Source organism: Arthrobacter sp. BGA-UO-ETr-C19, assembly GCF_059568005.1.
In genome coordinates, this window is record NZ_JCAQPC010000023.1 from 400,349 (window position 1) to 417,065 (window position 16,717).

Genomic DNA, 16,717 nt, shown 5'->3' on the forward strand with positions numbered 1-16,717 from the left:
CGAGCTAAACCGCGGTTCCCCGGCGCGTTCTGTGGGGTCGGCTGTGGCCGGCCGACAGACCGTACCTCCGGGCTATTCGGCCGTGCCCAGGAGAGAACTGTGGAGCCTGTCCCGGACCCCCTCGATGTGCTGCCGGACGGTCTTCTTGATTCGGGGAGGGTCCTGGGCTTCCATGGCTTCCAGGATTGCCATGTGTTCCTCGAAGGAATGTATGGAATGTTCCTCCAGTTGGCCTGAGTACACCAGAATTCTCTGGATGTTTCCCCGCAGCCGCTCGATGTAACTGATCAGCAACGGATTGCCGCAATTCCGCACGAAAAGGTCGTGGAACTCGAAATCAACCTCGGTAAAGCGCTGGGCGTCTCCGGCCATGACTTCCGGGCGGATCTTCTCCATGAACTGGCGCATCCTGGCCAGCTCAGCCTCAGGAATGGAGGTGGCGTGTGCCGCGGCCTCGGATTCAAGCGCGAGGCGAACCCCGTATACCTGATCAATCAGTTCCAGTGAGATCGGCGGAATACCGAAGCCTTTCGGACCCGACGCAGCCAGCAGCCCTTCGTCCTGCAGCTTACGAATGGCTTCCCGGAGCGGGGATCTGCTGATCGAGAGCCGACGCGCGAGGTCATTCTCGCTCAATACCGTTTCGGCATCCAGCTGCCCGCTGAGGATCCACCTTTTCAAGGTGGCGTAGGCCTGATCTGCCAGCGACGGGGACCGCACGGGGCGTTCTTCCCGGGCGAGCTCTCCTAGATTCGTCATTTTCTCTTCCATCCGATCACTCCGGTCCTCCCAGTATCTACGGAAATTGAGGACCTATTGACAGCCTACTGTGATCTACCTAACCTGCATACAGGCGACAGTCGCCTGTATACATCTAACTTGGAGTTGCAATGAAGCAAACCATTCGTAAGGCAGCCGTCGTTTTGGCAGCCCTCGCTCTCGGCACCACCAGCCTCAGCGCCTGTGCCCAGGATTCCTCCCCCGCTGCTCAGGCCGCTGCCGCTGATGACGGCAAGATCACCGTGGGCTACTCCGGCTACACAGTGTCCAACCCCTTTTTCGCCGGGCTCGTGAAAGGCCTCGAAAACGGTGCCAAGACTCACGGCTACGAACTCATCACCACGAACGCCAACGGCGACCCGAACCAGCAGATCAGCGACGTCCAGAACCTGCTCAATCGGGGAGTGGACTACCTCGCCATCAACCCTGCTGACGGCAAGGCCATCGCCGGGGCCGTCGACGAAGCCAAGAAGCGGGGCATTCCCGTTTTCGCCCTCGCCGACACCATCGACGCGCCCGTCGATGTGACCCTGAGCCAGGACCACGTCAAGGCAGGCAAGCTGGCCGTGGACGAAATTGCCAAGTTCCTTGAGAAGAAGAACGGTTCGGTGACCGGCAAGGTCGTGGACATTATGGGCATGGCAGGCTCCCCGGCCGCCAATGGCCGCGAGAAGGGCTTCAAGGAAGCTGTCGCCGGGCACGCTGGCATTGAAGTGGTGGCCACCCAGGACGGTGGCTGGGACACGGCCAAGGCGAACGCCATCATGACCGACATCCTCCAGGCAAACCCGGAAATCGACGCAGTGTTCTGCGCCAACGACGCCGAAGCCGTCGGCGTCACGGCTGCCATCCAGGCCGCAGGCCGGTGGAAGCCCGTCGGGGAGAAGGGCCATATTTACGTCATCGGAATCGACGGCCCCAAGCCCGCCATCGAAGACATCCGGAAGGGATTGCAGGATGCCAGCATTAGCCAGCAGCCCATCAAGATGTCCGAGAAGATGATTGACCTTATTGCCGACATGGCCGCGGGCAAGACGGTTGAGAAGAGCGTCGAATGGCCGTCTCAGCTGATTACCAAGGACAACATCGACTCCGCCGAAGTGAAGTCCTACGGCGTGTGGGCCGATGCTCTCTAGCCAGCCCCAAATCCTGCAGCTGGGCGGGATCAGCAAGAGCTATCCAGGTGTGAAGGCGCTCAAGGACGTGTCGCTCCGACTGGAACCGGGAACCGTCACCGGGCTGGCAGGGGAAAACGGTGCCGGCAAATCGACCCTCATCAAGGTCCTTGCCGGGGCGGTGGTGGCCGACTCCGGTACCGCCGTCCTGGGCGGGACGCCCTTGCCCAGCAACCCCGCCGGGGTGATCCGGTCCGGAGTGAGCGTCATCTACCAGGAACTGACAGACATTCCTGAAATGTCGATCGCTGACAACGTTCTGCTGGGGCGGCAACCGAACCTGGCCGGGGCAGTGAACCGCCGTGCCCGTGACCGCCGAGCCGTTGCAGCCCTGGAGCGGGTTGGCCTTGGCCGTCTGGATATCTCCCAGCCCGTCAAATCCTTGACCATCGCCCAGCGCCAACTCGTCGAAATCGCCCGCTGCCTGGCACGTGAGGCCCGTGTGCTCGTCTTCGATGAGCCCACCTCCTCCCTGCCGGAGGCTGACGTGGACGCCCTCCTGGGCACCATCCGGGAACTGCGGGACCAAGGACTGGCTATCTTGTACGTCACCCACCACCTGGACGAAATGTTCACGGTGACGGACAGGATCGTCGTGATGCGGGACGGCTCCGTCGTCGCCGAAAAACCGACCTCCGAATGGAACGAGGCAATGCTGGTCACCGCCATGCTGGCCAGGGACCTGCAACACGCCTACCCCTGGCGGGACCGGCCACGCGGAGCACCGGTCCTGGAGACCGCACAGATCGATGCCCCGGGGGTACGAGCTGCCAGCGTTACAGCGCACGCCGGCGAAATCGTAGGTTTGATCGGACTCGCAGGAGCGGGCCGCACCGAGCTCATGAAAGCCATCGCCGGCGCCCACACCGTCACCGGCGGCTCCGTCAGCGTCAGCGGCCGGCCCCTCAAGCCCGGCAGCATCGCCAGCGCGCGGGACCAGGGTGTCATCTATGCCCCGGAGGACCGCAAGCAGGAAGGCCTGGTTCTGGAAGGAACTGTCCAGGACAACCTGGTCTTCGGTCTGTACCCCGCCGTGTCCCGCCTGGGTCTGCTCCGTCCACGGTCCGTGGAAAAGCACGCCACCGAGCAAATCAGCAGGTTCGGGATCAAGACCGACTCGGTGCGGCAGCAGGTCGGTAGGCTCTCGGGCGGCAACCAGCAAAAGGTGATCCTCTCGCGCGTCTCGGCGAACAATCCAAAGGTCGTCCTCCTGGACGACCCCACTCGGGGAGTCGATGTCGGCGCCAAGGCAGCGATTTACGAGCAGGTCCTCAACCTGGCTGCCGCGGGAACCGCCGTGATCCTGGCCAGCTCGGACACAGACGAAGTGCTGGCCATGTCGGACCGCGCCTATGTTCTCCGCAATGGGCGGGTCGTCAGCGAATACACCCGGGACGGCTTTGACCGTGAAGCAATGCTGCATCACGCGTCGGTCGGTCAAGCAGAATCAGGAAAGCCATGACAAACCAAACTACAACTGCCAGGCCTCCAGTCCGGCAGCAGAACACACCCAAAGCCTCCAGCTGGACACAGACCGGTTCCGGCTGGATGACACGGATTGCCAAGAACCCCACCACACCGATCGCGGTGGCCCTTGTGGTCAGCTGCATCGTCATGAGCCTGCTCTCCAGCAAGTTCTTCACGGCAGCCAACGTCACCAACATCGTGACGCAGTCGGCCATCGTCGGCATCGCCGCGGTCGGCGCCACGTTCGTCATCATCACTTCCGGAATTGACCTGGCCGTCGGGTCAACTATCGCACTCTCGGGGATGATCGGGGCAACGCTCGTTCACAACGGGGTTGACGGGTTCCTCGGCGTCTTGATCATCGTCGCTGTCGCAGCACTTATCGGAGCCTTCAACGGCTTCTCCATCACAGTTCTGGGACTGGCGCCGTTCATCGTGACACTGGCAGTCCTTGGCATGGGCCGGGGCCTGACGCTGCAGCTGAGCCAGGGCCAAAGCGTCTACGGCCTGCCGCCAAACCTCACCTGGATCGGAAGCGGCTCGCTTCTGGGGCTGCAGCTGCCCGCGGTACTGACGATTCTCGTCTTCGTCGTCGGCCATCTCATCCTGACGCGGACAACACTGGGACACCAGATCTTCGCCGTTGGCGGAAACAGGGAAGCGGCCCGTCTTTCCGGCATCAAGGACAACCGCGTCCTGTTCATCGTGTACATCTTGGCCGGCCTCTGCGCCGGTCTGTCGTCCCTCATCCTCGTCGGACGCCTCGGTTCGGCCACACCCACAGCCGGTGCCGGCGTCGAACTTCAGGTCATCGCCGCCGTCGTCATCGGCGGAGCCAGCCTGTTCGGCGGTAAAGGCAGCATGCTCGGGACCTTCATTGGTGTGCTCCTCATCGGCGTGATCAACAACGGACTGACCCTGCTGAACGTGAGCCCCTTCTGGGTGCAGTTCATGCAGGGAGCCATCATCTTCATCGCGGTCCTGCTCGATGCCATCAACAGCCGCCGCCTCAGCAACCGTTAGATACCCGGAAAGGAGCCCAGACATGAAAATTCCGTTCAACCACGACCATCTTGACCGCCTCATGGACGAGGCAAACCTGGACGTCCTGCTCGTCACGTCCAAACACAACATCCAGTACCTCCTCGGCGGGCACCGGTTCTTCTTCTTCGACTACATGGACGCCATCGGCGTGAGCCGGTACCTTCCCGTGTTGCTTTACTTCCGGAAGCACCCGGAAGCCAGCACCTACATTGCCAACGCCATGGAACCCTGGCAGCTCGACGTGGACCCGGTCTGGGTGGAGCGGATCGAAGCCACCAGCTGGGGAGCGGCCGACGCCATCACATCCGCCGCAGCCCACCTCCACGATGTCCAACACGGCCAAATACGCGTCGGCATCGAAGCATCCTTCCTGCCCGTGGAAGCGATGAATGTTCTGGACAAAACCCAGGACATTGAAATCGCGGATGCCCAGTTCGTCCTCGAGCGCCTGCGCGCCTGCAAGAGCGCGGCCGAACTGGCCACCATGGAACAGGCATCAGTCAGCATCGTTGACTCGATGCAGGCCGTCTTCACCGGACACCGTCCTGGCACCACGCGCAGGGAACTTGTCGAGGCACTCCGCAGGGAACAGACCAACCGCGGTTTGACGTTCGAATACTGCCTGGCCAGCAGCGGCCCCAGCCACAACCGCGCGCCCGCCGACATCCCCTGGCAGGAAGGTGAAGTCCTCTGCCTCGACTCAGGCGGAAATCTCGGCGGATACATCGGAGACCTGGCCCGCATGGCCGTGATGGGCGAACCCGACAGCGAACTGATCGACCTGCTGGCGGAAATCGAGGCCGTCCAACAGGCCGCGCGCATCCCCGTCCGAGAGGGCGCGCCCGGACAGGGGATCTTCGACTCGGCCCTCAAAGTCCTCGAGGACAGCCCGCACCGCAGCGTCACCACGTTCGTTGCCCACGGCATGGGCCTGATCAGCCACGAAGCTCCCCGGCTCACCGCCACAGGCCCGGTCCCTTATCCCAACGAAGACGGCAACCTCCCTCTGCAGGCCGGCATGGTCCTGTCCATCGAAACGACCATGCTGCACCCGACGCGCGGCTTCATCAAGCTGGAGGACACCGTCGCTGTCACAGAGGACGGGCACCGCGCCTTCGGTGACCAGGCCCGCGGGTGGACCAAAGGCGGATTGCTGTGACCGTTACGTCAGCCGTGACTGCTGGCGAATTCGAACTACATCACGTCGGAATCGTGGTGCCGGACCTCGAGAAGGCCGTGGCGTTCTACACCCAGCATTTGGGACTCGTCTCCGGGAGTCCATCACCGTGGGCCATGATCCCCGGGAAGCCCCTGGGACTGGACGGGGATGATGTGAAGCTGCGCTGGGCCTTCATGCGCCTGGGCAGCACAGTTATCGAGATCCACGAATTCGACGGCCCTTACCAATCCGCCCTTCCGCGGACCACGGACCAGCCCGGCGTAGGGCACCTCGCCTTGAAAGTGCCTGACATCCACTCCGCCCGGCGCCGCCTGGCAGAGGCAGGCATCACGTTCTACAGCGACCCGAACCTTCTGGACCTTCCCGGGCAGGAAGGAGACCTGTGGGTCTACGGCAAGGACCCCTTCGGCGTCACCATCGAGCTCTACCAACAAACAGAAAGGAAACCCGACGCTCATGCGTGAGACCATGCTCGCCGCCGTATTCAAAGGAAACGGGATCCTCGAACTCGAACAGCGCCCCGTGCCCGCGCCCATCCAGCCCGATGATGTCGTCCTGAAGGTCGGAGCAGTCGGAATCTGCGGATCCGATCTGCACATCCTTGACGTTCCGCCGACCCACCCCGCCAAACCCGGCGTAATCTTCGGCCACGAGTTCTGCGGAGAAGTAGTAGCCGTCGGCCAGGATGTCCGCTCCCTGACCGTCGGCGACACAGTCGCCGTCGACCAGAATCCGCCCTGCGGACGGTGCAACACCTGCCGCACCGGCGACCCCAACTTCTGCGAATCCCTTTACGACAATCCCGAATGTCCGGTTCCCGGGTGGCCGCGCACACCAGGCCAGTGGTGGGACGGCGGCATGGCCGAATACGTCCGGATACCGGCCCACTACGCCTACCGGGTGGATCCCAACATCCCTGCCGAACAGATCGTCCTGGCGGAGCCACTGGGCTGCGTCCTGAACGGACTGCGGAAATCCGGCGTCCACGCCGGTGAAACAGCAGTCGTCATCGGCGGCGGACCCATCGGCCTGCTCGCCGTGGCAGCACTGAAAAACCAAGGCGCAGGACAAGTCATCGTTATCGAGCCCGCCGCGAACCGGGCACACGTCGCGAAGGAAGTCGGCGCAGACCTGGTCATCAATCCGCGGGAGACTGACGCAGCACAAGCGGTCCGGGACGCGACCAACGGCCATGGCCCCACACTGATCCTTGAAGCAGTGGGGTCACAACTAGACCTGTCGGTTGACATGGCGGCAAACCAGGCCAGGATCGTTGTCCTCGGCCTCAATTCAGCCATCACCACGGGCTTTCCCGCCGTTGACGTCACCACCAAAGAACTCCAAATCCTCGGGGCGTTCCTCATGCGGTACACCATGCAGGAGGCGCTAGACCTGATCCAGTCCCAAGCGCTGCCGCTGGATCCCATCATCAGCCACGTGCTGCCGCTGCATGACGTGCTCGAAGGAATAGACCTGGCACGAAGCGGCCGCGGCCTTAAAGTCATCTTCAAGCCGCAACTCGGGAAGGGAAGCAGCCATGTCTGAGACCAGCAGGAAGTGGGTTGTCGTCACCGGCGCAGCCTCCGGAATCGGAGACGGCGTCTGCCAGGCACTGGCGGCAGCCGGATACGGAATCATCATGGCGGACATCGACGCCGACAAACTCGCAAGCGCGGCCACCTCCGTGCCGCACAACCGCACCGTCGTCGTCGATGTCGCAGACCCCTCCGCCAAGAGCCGGCTTGAAGACATCTCAGTCGAAACGGGAAACGTCTGGGGCCTCATCAATTGCGCCGGGATCTCCCTGGTCAAGCATTTCCTGCTCAACAGTGAGGAGGAATGGACACGCATTCTAAGGACCAACCTCGAAGGAACGATCCGCGCGTGCTCTGCCATCGCCCCCGTCCTGAACGCAAACGGTGGCGGAGCGATCATCAACATCGCCTCCATCACCGGCCGCAATCCGGCCGCCCTCCAGGGTGCCTACGCCGCATCCAAGGCAGGGGTCATCGGATTCAGCACCAGTCTCGCTTTCGACATGGGTCCACTGAACGTGACAGTCAACGCCGTCTGCCCCGGCATTGTGCGGACCCCGATCTGGGACCGGATCCTTGAAGCGGAGGCGGATGAAACCGGCGACTCCCCGGACGAGATCTTCGCAAAACACACAGAGCCCATCCCCATGGGCAGGCCACAATCGGCACGGGAGATTGGCGAACTGTGCGTCTTCCTTCTCTCCGACGCGGCACGCAGCATCTCAGGCGAAGCCATCAACATCACCGGCGGCATGACCTTCGTTGACTTCGACTTCAACACTGCCGCCGCCCAGTTGGCCGCAGGCTAAGGCACCATTCGCATACGCCTCACCCCGTAACGCGCGAACGGACAGTTGCGGCCCCAACTGCAGGGGCCACAACTGTCCGTTCGCGTTTAAAGGGGCTCAGCCGGCATTTGGCACTAACGTGCCGCGGCTACGGGCTGCTCCTGAAAGGCCGGCACCACGTGCTCGATGAAGAGCTCGAGCGAGCGCTTCTTCTCCTCGTGGGTGAGGCTGTTGTCGGACCAGAGGCTGAACTCGGTGACCCCGAGCGCCTCGTAGTGGCGGAGCCGCTCGATGACCTCCTCGGGCGTGCCGATCATGGCGGTCCGGTGGAGGGACTCCGGCGTGAACTCCGGGCGGTCGGCGAACTTCTCCTCCGGGCTGGGCTCGAGGAATCCGTTCTTCGGGGTGGTCTTGTTTCCGAACCAGGCGTCAAACGTCCGGTAGAACTTCTGGATGCCCTCGGCCGGACGCCGCCAGCCCTCGGGCTCGTCTGCGGGGTGGACGTGGGTGTGGCGGAGCACCATCAGGTCCGGGCGGGGGACGCCGGGGTTGTTCTCCACCGCGGTGTCGAACTTGCGAGCCAGGTCCTCGACCTCCTCGTCGCCCTTCATCAGCGGCGTCACCATCACGTTGCAGCCGTTGGCGACGGCGAACTCGTGCGAGGAGATGTCGCGGGCGGCGATCCACATGGGCGGCGTCGGCTTCTGCAGCGGCTTCGGGACACTGGTGGAGGTGGGGAACTGCCAGACCTCGCCGTCGTGTGCGTAGTCACCTTCCCAGAGCGCGCGCACGGCCGGCACCATCTCACGCAGGTGCTTGCCGCCGTCGACCGCTGACATGCCGCCCATGAGCCGGTCGAACTCGAACTGGTAGGCGCCGCGTGCCAGTCCCACTTCCATCCGGCCGTTGCTGATGACATCCAGCAGCGCCGTCTCGCCGGCCACCCGGAGCGGGTTCCAGAAGGGCGCAATGATGGTTCCGGCGCCGAGCCGGATCCGCGACGTGCGCGCTGCCAGGTAGGCGAGCTGGGGCATGGGACTGGGGGAGATGGTGTACTCCATGGAGTGGTGCTCACCGATCCAGACGGTGCTGAATCCTCCGGCCTCGGCGATCAGGGCGAGTTCCGTCAGGTTCTCGAAGCACTCGCGGTGTGAGACGGACTCGTCCCAGCGCTCCATGTGGACGAAGAGGGAAAAGCGCATTAGGAACTCCTAGGATCTGCGGCTGCCGCGTTGCGTTCGGCGATGGTCTGGTTGCCGCGGGACCAGTGTTCGTGCTCAATCTCGCGGATGATGACGGTGGTGTTTTCGGGTGCCGCTCCCACGGCGTTCTCGGCGGCGCGGTGAAGCTCGCCGATGAGCGCGCGGAGCTGCTCCGGGGTCCGGCCCCGGGCGATGGAGACTTCGATAAGAGGCAAGGCGGTCAGCTCCTCATGATGAAGGGGTCGGCGATGGGGGACTCGTCGGTGTTGATCCAGATGCTCTTGAGCCTGGTGTACTCACGGATGCTTTCCATGCCGTGCTCCACCCCGACGCCGCTGGTCTTGAAGCCCTCGCGCGGGGACGCCGGGGACATGGCGCGGTACGTGTTGACCCAGACCGTTCCCGCCTCCAGCCGGCTGGCCATCCGGTGCGCCCGGGCCAGGTTGGTGGTCCAGACGCCGGCGGCGAGTCCGTAGGTGGTGTCGTTGGCGAGCCGGAGCACCTCCTCCTCGGTTTCGAAGGGCATGATGGCCGCAACGGGGCCGAAGATCTCCTCCCTGACCACGCGCATGGAATTATCGACGTCGGTCAGCACGGTGGGTTCGAAGAAGTAGCCGCCGAGCGGGATATTGGGACGGCCTCCGCCGGTCAGGACGGTGGCGCCTTCGGAGACGCCCAGGTCAACATAGCTGGCCACCTTGTCGCGCTGGTCCTGGAAAGCCAACGGGCCGAGCTCGGTGGCGTCGAGGAGCGGATCGCCGATCACGATGCTGCGGGCACGGTTCGCGACGCGTTCCAGCAGTTCGTCGTAAACGGACTTGTGGGCGAACACCCGGCTTCCCGCGATGCAGGTCTGGCCGGCCGCGGCGAAAATGCCTGCCACAACACCCATGGACGCGTTCGTGATGTCGGCGTCCTCGAAGACGATGTTCGGTGACTTGCCGCCCAGCTCCAGGGTGGAGCCGATGAAGCGCGATGCCGTTGAGGACGCGATCCGCGCGCCGGTGGCAGTGCTGCCGGTGAACGAGATCTTGGCCAGCCGGGCGTCATCCACCAGGGCCGCGCCGGCCTCAGCGCCGAAGCCGGTGACCACGTTGACCACACCGGCCGGGAACCCTGCCTCATCGGCAAGTGCTGCCAGGCGGAGGACGGTGGCCGAGGTGTATTCGGAGGGCTTGATGACGATGGTGTTGCCGGCTGCTAGGGCGGGTGCGAGCTTGCTGGTGGTCAGCGTCAAGGGCGAGTTCCACGGCGTGATGGCACCTACCACGCCCAGGGGTTCCCGCAGCGTGTAGTTCAGGATGGCCGGGGTGGAGCCGGGGATGGTGTCGCCCTGGATCTTGTCGGCCAGCCCGGCGAAGTAGTAGTAATACTCCGGCATGGCCGCCAGCTGGGCACGCATCTCCCGCAGGAGCTTGCCGTTGTCCTGGCTTTCCATCCGGGCGAGCTCATCTGCGTGCTCACCAACGAGGTCACCGAGACGGCGGAGCAGGTGCCCACGCTTGGTCTGGCTGAGGTTTCGCCAGCTGGGATTTTCGAAAGCCGCGGACGCTGCTGAGACAGCACGTTCGACGTCGGCCTCATTACCCCGTGCGGCCTGGTACAGCACGTCGAGCGTCGCCGGATTGGTGCTGTCGAAGTAGGCACCGCTCGACGGCGGGACCCACTCCCCGTTGATGAAGTGCTCATAGCGGCGATCAGTGGACATGTGAATGCTCCTTGAAGAAAGCAGTGAGTGTGTTGGCGAGCTCTTGGGGACGTTCCACCGGCATCATGTGGCGGGCGCCGCTGATGACGGAGTAGGTGCAGCCGGGGATGGCTGCGGCCAGCCGGGCGCTCATCTCGGGCGTCGACCCCGGGTCCAGCTCACCGGTCACGGCATGGGAAGGAACGGTGATCAGCGGCAGTTCGGCGGCGATTTCCGCGTCTGCGGTCGCGAACACGCGGTAACAGGCCAGGAAGGACTTGGGATCGTTCTTCAGCAGGACTTCCCGCGTCGCCTCAACCTGCTCCGCCGCGACGGAGGACCCTTCCGGATACCAGCGGCGGATAGATGCTTCCACTGTTGCCGGAAAATCGGATTCCGCTGAGGCCAGGCGCACCATGACAGCGGCGTGCTCCTCGGGGGTACGGGCGCATACCGAGGCAACCGAGACCAGGCTGGCAACCAGGTCAGGCCTGAACCTGGCCAGCTGCTGGGCCACGAGGGCGCCCAGCGAGAAGCCCACAAGGTGCGTATTCGGCTCGAGCCGTTCGGCGACATCCGCCGCGAGCCCGGCCAGCGTCACCCCGTCGGGAGCGTGCGGCCGGCGTCCGTGCCCCAGCAGTTCCAGGACCTGGACGTCGTATTCCGGCTCGAGGAACTCGCGAAGGGGGCCCCACATCGACCCGTCGAGGCCGACGCCGTGGATGAGGGCTATGCGGTCGCGGCTCACGGCGTCTGGCACCTACTTCGTTTCGGTGGCGAACGCTGCGAGGCGCTGCTGGGGCCGTCCCTGGGCAGCTGCGGCGAGGGCGATCACGATTTCATCGGCGTGCGGTGCGTCGTTGATCCTCACCTCGATGCTCTGGTGGTGGGAGCGGATGGTGGCGTCGGTGATGTGCTTGAGCGGGATGTCGAAGACAACACCGGCCGGGCCGCGCTTTTCCACCGCGGGCAGGAGCGTGGTGGCGTTGGCGGCGTCGCGGAAGTGGTTACCAAAGGCCAGCGTGTGGATCAGCCCGGAGCCGTGCTCGATTTCGCCGTTCAGCCCCACGATGGCGGCCTTGCCGTACGCTTCGGCCGGCGAGCCGAGGGCTTCGAGCACGCGGGGGGCCAGCAGCGCACCGATGTCGGACGCGTTGCCGTCGATGCCGGCGGAGAGGTCCTCGACGAAGCCCTGGCCTGCCCAGGGATTCTTGACGATGGCTGCAACGACGGCGACCCTTGCCGCCGGGCTGACCTCCCGGCCGCCTTCGATGAGGACGTCTTCGGTCAGGGTGACGATCTTACGGATGCTCATGAAACAAGTTCTCCTAGTGTGTCTGCTTTGACGATGGGGTCGGTGAGGCGGTCCCCGATACGGGAGTGGGGGCGCGGCCCGGTTGATGCGCCGAGGACGACGACGATCTCACCTGGGCGGGGTGCGTCACCGACGCGTGTGGTGATGGTTTGATAGTGGGTACGTGTTGCTGCGGCATTCTTGTGCCAGAGGGGTACGACCAGGGAGGCGCCGGCGTCGCCGCGGTCATCGGCGAAGCAGATGATGGATTCGCCTTCGAAGTACTCGCGGACGAGGTTGCCGAAGAACGGTGTGTGGATGAGCGCAGCGCCGTGCTCGATTTCGCCGTCGGTCCCAACAATCGCGGCCTTGCCAAAGGCCTGGATTGCCTCCACGCCCCCAAGGTTGGCTGCGAGCACGTCGGTGAGTTTGCGCGCCAGCACCGGGGCGAGCTGCACCACTTCCTCGCCGAGGTCATCGGCAGCGCTGCCGCCCAGCCAGGGATTGGTGACCACGGCCGCTGCCGTTGCCCGGACCGCCGGCACGGCGGGGGAGAGACCGTTTTCGAGCAGGATTTCCTCGCTGTAGTACACGATCTTGCGGATGCCGAAACTTTGGTCGCCCGTCATTTGGGCTCTTCAATCATGGAGAAGCGCATGGCTTCCTTTCGTGGGTCGTTGGTTCAGCGGCGGCGGTCTTGCGCCGGGTCGGCCAGGGCCTCTCTCGATGAGGCGTGAACGTGGTTCCTCATGGCGGATTCGGCCCCGAAGGGGTCTTTGTGCTCGATCATGTCCAGGACGGCGCGGTGTTCACGGGTGGAGGCTTCGAGCCTGCCCGGATGCTCGACCGTGCGCAGGACCAGCCGCTGGTAGGCGAGCTGGTTCATGAGCCGCTCGTAGTGCTCAACAAGCTTGCGGTTGTCCGAGCCACGCACGATCGTCCAGTGAAACTCGTGCACCAGCCGGGCATAGGCGTCGGTGTCATGGGTAAGCGAAGCCATTTCCGACTCCTCAAGGTTCCGCCGCAGTACGGACAGTTCCTGGACGTCCCCGCGGCGGGCGAGCAGTGATGCCGCGAGTCCCTCGAGGGACTCCTTGAGCTGGAAGAGCTCGATGATCTCCCTGCGGGTGGGTTCCCGCACGAAGGTGCCAACCTTCGGGCGGATCTCCACCAGGCCTTCATGCTGAAGCTGCTTAAGTGCTTCGCGGATCGGGGTCCGGCTCACGTCGAACTCCTGGGCGAGGAAAGCCTCTGGAACGACTGCGCCCGGGGGAAAGTCGCCTCCCAGGACGAGGCGACGGATCCTGTCCAGGAGCGCGTCCCGGTCAGCTGCTTCCCTGACTACTTCAAGATCATCTTGCATACATGAAAGCGTATGTTGCATGCATCAGTGGCGTCAACCGGTTTGGGGATTCTTTTCGAGAACTCCCTATTTTTCGGGGAAAACCGCGGATTTCCGTATTCCTCTTGACCTTACGATGTGAGCTGGCTTACCGTCGTTGGTATGCAACAGACCTTGGAACCGCTCATCACATCGGCTTGGCTCGCGGCCTGGGACAAGGGAGACCTTGATGCCCTCGATGGCCTCGTGGCCGCCGGCTACACGCGCACCAGCAAGGCGACGGGTGCAACCGTCGACCTTGCCGGCCTCAAGTCAGAGATCGCCGCGGTCCGGGAAGCTTTCCCCGACCTGCGCACCACGGTCGACGACGTCGTTGAAGGGGACGGCACTGTCGCCGTCTTCTGGACCTCTACCGGCACACACACGCACGAATACCTCGGGGTTCCCGCGACGGGACTCACCGTTCAGACCCGGGGTTCAAACATCCTGGTCCTCGAGGACGGGAGGATCGTCAGGGAATCAGTGACCTGGGACGGGAGTGAACTGCTCGCCGGCCTCGGCATCCGGCCCCTGCGCGGCATCGCCGCACCCGCCGTTTCCGACGGCGAGGGCTTCCCGGAATTGGACCCGGACCTGATGAAGGCCTTCAACCGGCAGTTCATCACCGGGGTCACGGTCGTGACCACCAAGGAAGGCGAAACCCCCAAGGGGCTGGCGGCCAACTCCTACTGCTCAGTCTCGCTCGAACCGCCCCTGGTGCTGGTATGCGTCCAGAAGACGTCCAGCACCTACCCTGCGCTCTTCTCCTCGAGCCACCTTGGCATCAACATCCTGGGGACTGAGCAGCTGGACACGGTGAAGGTTTTCGCCTCGAAGGCGCCGGACAAGTTCGCAGAGCTCGACTGGCATGAAGGGCCCCAGGGAAGCCCCCTCCTGGACGGCTCGGCGGCATCCCTCGAAGCCGAAATCCAGGAGCGGTTCCAGGCCAAGACCCACACGGTCTTCATCTGCCGGGTCCGCCACGCGGAAACCAGCAGCACGGCACCGATGGTCTACAAGGCCGGACGGTTCTTCGACGGCGCTGAACTCGCCCAACTCTAAAGTTCCGGCGCGGCTGACCACCCTCGGACAGGAAACCAGCCGCGCCGACCCAATCTGCTCTCAAGCAGCGCACCAAGGTGCGCATCCCACCTTAGGACAAAAATGAGCCCAGACACCATGAGCGCCGCCGAAAACAGCGTCGCCGAAGACCGCGGCTACCGCGACAGCCTCACCAAGATCGAGCCGTACGGCATCGAGCACATCCCCGACGTCGAACGCCACGGAAAGCCGCGCTCCCAGTTCTTCCTCTGGTTCGCCGCGGGAATGAACTTCCCCATCGTCGTCCTCGGCTTCAGCGCCACCTACTTTGGCCTGCCCTTCTGGGCCGCAGTCCTGGCCATCGTCCTCGCCGGCGTGACCTCCTCGGCGGGAATGGGATACCTGTCGGCAATGGGAGTCCGGCTGGGCGTTCCGCAGCAGATGCAGGGCCGGGGACCACTCGGTTTCATCGGCAACCTCTTCCCGGTGGCCTACGTGAACGTGTTTGCCGGCATCGGCTGGGCCGCCGTGACGGTAATCCTCGGCGGCCAGGCCATCGCGCTGCTGACGGATATTCCGTTCTGGGTCTCCTCCCTGATTCTCATGGGCATCCAGCTCGGGGTGGCCGTCATCGGATACAACCTGATCCACTTCCTGCAGCGCATCCTGTCGTTCGTTTTGGTTATCGGCTTCGTCTTCATCACCATCGTGGCAGCGGCCAACGGCCGCATCGTCAACACCGCCAACGAATCCGCGCCCGGCTTTGACGGCATCGGCGGTTGGATCATCTTCTTCGGCTGGTTCTTCTCCTTCATCGTCGCCTGGATGCCGTTCGCCTCCGACTACTCCCGCTACCTGCCCAACACCCCCGGCAACCGGCGCGGCGCCGGCTGGGCCACCATGTCGGGAAACTTCGTCACCCTTGTCTGGATGGGCATCCTGGGCACCCTCCTCGGATCGACCACCACCGCGTCCGACAGCATCGGTGCGCTCAAGGAGCTCATGGGCCCCTGGGCCGCCGTCGGGCTCGGCGTCGTCGCCTTGTCCTCCTTCACGCAGAACTTCCTGAACGTCTACGGCGGCGCCATCTCCATCCAGACCATGGGTGTCCCCGTCAAGCGCCACACCGCAGTCGTCTTTATCTGCGTAGCCTCATACTTCGTGGCTTTGTGGGGCCAGACCGGGTTCAACAGCGGATTCACTGCCTTCCTCAACCTGACCGCCTACTGCATCGCCCCGTACGTCGCGGTCCTCGTGTGCGACTACCTCTTCGGAGGCCGGCGGACCGAGCGGGGCCTGCGCGAACTGTTCGACAAGAGCCGGAAGTTCGAATGGGGCTTCGTGGCCTGGGCAGCCGGCGTCGTACTCTCTTCCCCGTTCTGGATGTCCTCGATCTACACCGGCCCCATCGCCGCAGCCTTCCCGCAGATCGGTGACCTCTCCTACTACGTGGGTGCCGCCGTCGCCACCGGTGTCTACTTCGCCACCCACCGGCGCCAGCGCCTCTCCGGACGGGAAATGCTGGACAGCAGCCCCGCGGCCCAGACCCTGTGAAACAGGGCGGTTCCCGGCTGGACGGGGCCACGCTCGTGGTGATCGACATGCAGCGGGCTTTCCGTGACGATGGCCAGTGGCAGGTGCCCCGGTACCAGGAGATCGTGCCGGTCATCAGCCGGCTGCAGCAGGCACTAGGTTCCGGTGCAGTGTTCACCAGGTTCGTCCGGGACGAGGCCGAGGCCGGGGCCTGGGCCGCCTACTACCGGCGCTGGGACGGGATGCGGTTCCCCTCTGGCTCTGAGGCCTGGGACATCACTCTGGATGTCCCAGGCGGGGCAACCGTGCTCGATGCCCCGACCTTCTCCAAATGGGGACCCGAGCTCGCGGCCCTGGTTCCCGAAGGCACGGAGATAGTGCTCACCGGTGTGGCCACAGACTGCTGTGTCCTATCCACGGCACTCGGCGCCGTCGACGCCGGACGCTTCGTCACTGTTGTTTCCGACGCCTGCGCCGCCGTCAGCGACGAAGCCCAGCAGCAGACCCTGGCCCTCCTGGCGCTGCTCTCGCCCATGTGCGAAGTGGTTACCAGCCAGGAACTCCTCGCCCGCGCCACGCCGGCCGCCCGGGCCTGACCCCATGAGCTACG

At 64.3% G+C, this 16,717-nt stretch carries 18 protein-coding genes; 10 read left to right on the top strand and 8 right to left on the bottom strand.

Going from position 1 to position 16,717, the window contains the following annotated elements:
- Positions 1-72: 72 nt before the first annotated feature.
- Positions 73-759 (bottom strand): GntR family transcriptional regulator, encoded by a 687-nt coding sequence (locus AC57BR_RS17910; protein ID WP_496362961.1) that lies wholly within the window; start codon positions 757-759, stop codon positions 73-75.
- Positions 760-890: 131 nt separating this feature from the next.
- Between AC57BR_RS17910 and AC57BR_RS17915 the strand changes: the two genes are divergently transcribed.
- The 7 genes from AC57BR_RS17915 to AC57BR_RS17945 are packed head-to-tail and all read left to right on the top strand — an operon-like array spanning position 891 to position 7,990.
- On the top strand, positions 891-1,916 hold the full coding sequence (locus tag AC57BR_RS17915) for a sugar ABC transporter substrate-binding protein (RefSeq protein ID WP_496362962.1): 1,026 nt from the start codon (positions 891-893) through the stop codon (positions 1,914-1,916).
- A complete protein-coding gene (locus AC57BR_RS17920) occupies positions 1,906-3,417 on the top strand; it encodes a sugar ABC transporter ATP-binding protein (RefSeq protein ID WP_496362964.1) in 1,512 nt (503 codons plus the stop codon). The genes AC57BR_RS17915 and AC57BR_RS17920 overlap by 11 nt, the downstream gene beginning before the upstream one ends.
- Entirely contained in the window at positions 3,414-4,445 is a 1,032-nt protein-coding gene (locus tag AC57BR_RS17925; protein ID WP_496362966.1) for an ABC transporter permease, read from the top strand. Before AC57BR_RS17920 ends, AC57BR_RS17925 begins: the two co-directional genes overlap by 4 nt.
- A gap of 22 nt (positions 4,446-4,467) precedes the next feature.
- Complete coding sequence (locus AC57BR_RS17930; protein ID WP_496362968.1) at positions 4,468-5,625, top strand: M24 family metallopeptidase; 1,158 nt, start codon at positions 4,468-4,470, stop codon at positions 5,623-5,625.
- Positions 5,622-6,110, top strand: a complete 489-nt coding sequence (locus tag AC57BR_RS17935; protein WP_496362970.1) for a VOC family protein — start codon at positions 5,622-5,624, stop codon at positions 6,108-6,110. The genes AC57BR_RS17930 and AC57BR_RS17935 overlap by 4 nt, the downstream gene beginning before the upstream one ends.
- Positions 6,103-7,191, top strand: a complete 1,089-nt coding sequence (locus AC57BR_RS17940; protein WP_496362972.1) for a zinc-dependent alcohol dehydrogenase — start codon at positions 6,103-6,105, stop codon at positions 7,189-7,191. Before AC57BR_RS17935 ends, AC57BR_RS17940 begins: the two co-directional genes overlap by 8 nt.
- Positions 7,184-7,990, top strand: a complete 807-nt coding sequence (locus tag AC57BR_RS17945) for an SDR family NAD(P)-dependent oxidoreductase (RefSeq protein WP_496362974.1) — start codon at positions 7,184-7,186, stop codon at positions 7,988-7,990. Before AC57BR_RS17940 ends, AC57BR_RS17945 begins: the two co-directional genes overlap by 8 nt.
- 113 nt (positions 7,991-8,103) lie before the next feature.
- On the opposite strand, the gene AC57BR_RS17950 is transcribed toward AC57BR_RS17945, so the two are convergent.
- The 7 genes from AC57BR_RS17950 to AC57BR_RS17980 are packed head-to-tail and all read right to left on the bottom strand — an operon-like array spanning position 8,104 to position 13,515.
- On the bottom strand, positions 8,104-9,171 hold the full coding sequence (locus tag AC57BR_RS17950; protein WP_496362976.1) for an LLM class flavin-dependent oxidoreductase: 1,068 nt from the start codon (positions 9,169-9,171) through the stop codon (positions 8,104-8,106).
- Positions 9,171-9,386, bottom strand: a complete 216-nt coding sequence (locus tag AC57BR_RS17955; RefSeq protein ID WP_496362978.1) for a tautomerase family protein — start codon at positions 9,384-9,386, stop codon at positions 9,171-9,173. Before AC57BR_RS17955 ends, AC57BR_RS17950 begins: the two co-directional genes overlap by 1 nt.
- A gap of 5 nt (positions 9,387-9,391) precedes the next feature.
- A complete protein-coding gene (locus AC57BR_RS17960; protein WP_496362980.1) occupies positions 9,392-10,879 on the bottom strand; it encodes an aldehyde dehydrogenase in 1,488 nt (495 codons plus the stop codon).
- Complete coding sequence (locus tag AC57BR_RS17965; RefSeq protein WP_496362982.1) at positions 10,869-11,606, bottom strand: alpha/beta fold hydrolase; 738 nt, start codon at positions 11,604-11,606, stop codon at positions 10,869-10,871. The genes AC57BR_RS17960 and AC57BR_RS17965 overlap by 11 nt, the downstream gene beginning before the upstream one ends.
- Before the next feature lie 12 nt (positions 11,607-11,618).
- Positions 11,619-12,173 (bottom strand): amino acid synthesis family protein, encoded by a 555-nt coding sequence (locus AC57BR_RS17970; RefSeq protein ID WP_410555623.1) that lies wholly within the window; start codon positions 12,171-12,173, stop codon positions 11,619-11,621.
- On the bottom strand, positions 12,170-12,781 hold the full coding sequence (locus AC57BR_RS17975; RefSeq protein ID WP_496362985.1) for an amino acid synthesis family protein: 612 nt from the start codon (positions 12,779-12,781) through the stop codon (positions 12,170-12,172). The genes AC57BR_RS17970 and AC57BR_RS17975 overlap by 4 nt, the downstream gene beginning before the upstream one ends.
- A 53-nt stretch (positions 12,782-12,834) precedes the next feature.
- Positions 12,835-13,515, bottom strand: a complete 681-nt coding sequence (locus tag AC57BR_RS17980; protein WP_496362987.1) for a GntR family transcriptional regulator — start codon at positions 13,513-13,515, stop codon at positions 12,835-12,837.
- A gap of 141 nt (positions 13,516-13,656) precedes the next feature.
- Between AC57BR_RS17980 and AC57BR_RS17985 the strand changes: the two genes are divergently transcribed.
- From AC57BR_RS17985 to AC57BR_RS17995, 3 genes are all read left to right on the top strand, one after another.
- Positions 13,657-14,595: a flavin reductase gene (locus AC57BR_RS17985; protein WP_496362989.1), complete on the top strand. Its 939-nt coding sequence runs from the start codon at positions 13,657-13,659 to the stop codon at positions 14,593-14,595.
- A gap of 102 nt (positions 14,596-14,697) precedes the next feature.
- Positions 14,698-16,128 (top strand): purine-cytosine permease family protein, encoded by a 1,431-nt coding sequence (locus AC57BR_RS17990; RefSeq protein WP_496362991.1) that lies wholly within the window; start codon positions 14,698-14,700, stop codon positions 16,126-16,128.
- Complete coding sequence (locus AC57BR_RS17995; RefSeq protein ID WP_496362993.1) at positions 16,125-16,703, top strand: cysteine hydrolase family protein; 579 nt, start codon at positions 16,125-16,127, stop codon at positions 16,701-16,703. Before AC57BR_RS17990 ends, AC57BR_RS17995 begins: the two co-directional genes overlap by 4 nt.
- Positions 16,704-16,717: the final 14 nt, after the last annotated feature.

Excerpts from the sequence above, each read along its gene's own strand:
- AC57BR_RS17930 (WP_496362968.1), top strand. The coding sequence starts at position 4,468 with ATGAAAATTCCGTTCAACCACGACCATCTTGACCGCCTCATGGACGAG.
- AC57BR_RS17920 (WP_496362964.1), top strand. The coding sequence starts at position 1,906 with ATGCTCTCTAGCCAGCCCCAAATCCTGCAGCTGGGCGGGATCAGCAAG.
- AC57BR_RS17990 (WP_496362991.1), top strand. The coding sequence starts at position 14,698 with ATGAGCCCAGACACCATGAGCGCCGCCGAAAACAGCGTCGCCGAAGAC.
- AC57BR_RS17970 (WP_410555623.1), bottom strand. The coding sequence starts at position 12,173 with ATGAGCATCCGTAAGATCGTCACCCTGACCGAAGACGTCCTCATCGAA.
- AC57BR_RS17915 (WP_496362962.1), top strand. The coding sequence starts at position 891 with ATGAAGCAAACCATTCGTAAGGCAGCCGTCGTTTTGGCAGCCCTCGCT.
- AC57BR_RS17925 (WP_496362966.1), top strand. The coding sequence starts at position 3,414 with ATGACAAACCAAACTACAACTGCCAGGCCTCCAGTCCGGCAGCAGAAC.
- AC57BR_RS17975 (WP_496362985.1), bottom strand. The coding sequence starts at position 12,781 with ATGACGGGCGACCAAAGTTTCGGCATCCGCAAGATCGTGTACTACAGC.
- AC57BR_RS17940 (WP_496362972.1), top strand. The coding sequence starts at position 6,103 with ATGCGTGAGACCATGCTCGCCGCCGTATTCAAAGGAAACGGGATCCTC.
- AC57BR_RS17980 (WP_496362987.1), bottom strand. The coding sequence starts at position 13,515 with ATGCAAGATGATCTTGAAGTAGTCAGGGAAGCAGCTGACCGGGACGCG.
- AC57BR_RS17910 (WP_496362961.1), bottom strand. The coding sequence starts at position 759 with ATGACGAATCTAGGAGAGCTCGCCCGGGAAGAACGCCCCGTGCGGTCC.
- AC57BR_RS17950 (WP_496362976.1), bottom strand. The coding sequence starts at position 9,171 with ATGCGCTTTTCCCTCTTCGTCCACATGGAGCGCTGGGACGAGTCCGTC.
- AC57BR_RS17960 (WP_496362980.1), bottom strand. The coding sequence starts at position 10,879 with ATGTCCACTGATCGCCGCTATGAGCACTTCATCAACGGGGAGTGGGTC.
- AC57BR_RS17985 (WP_496362989.1), top strand. The coding sequence starts at position 13,657 with ATGCAACAGACCTTGGAACCGCTCATCACATCGGCTTGGCTCGCGGCC.
- AC57BR_RS17945 (WP_496362974.1), top strand. The coding sequence starts at position 7,184 with ATGTCTGAGACCAGCAGGAAGTGGGTTGTCGTCACCGGCGCAGCCTCC.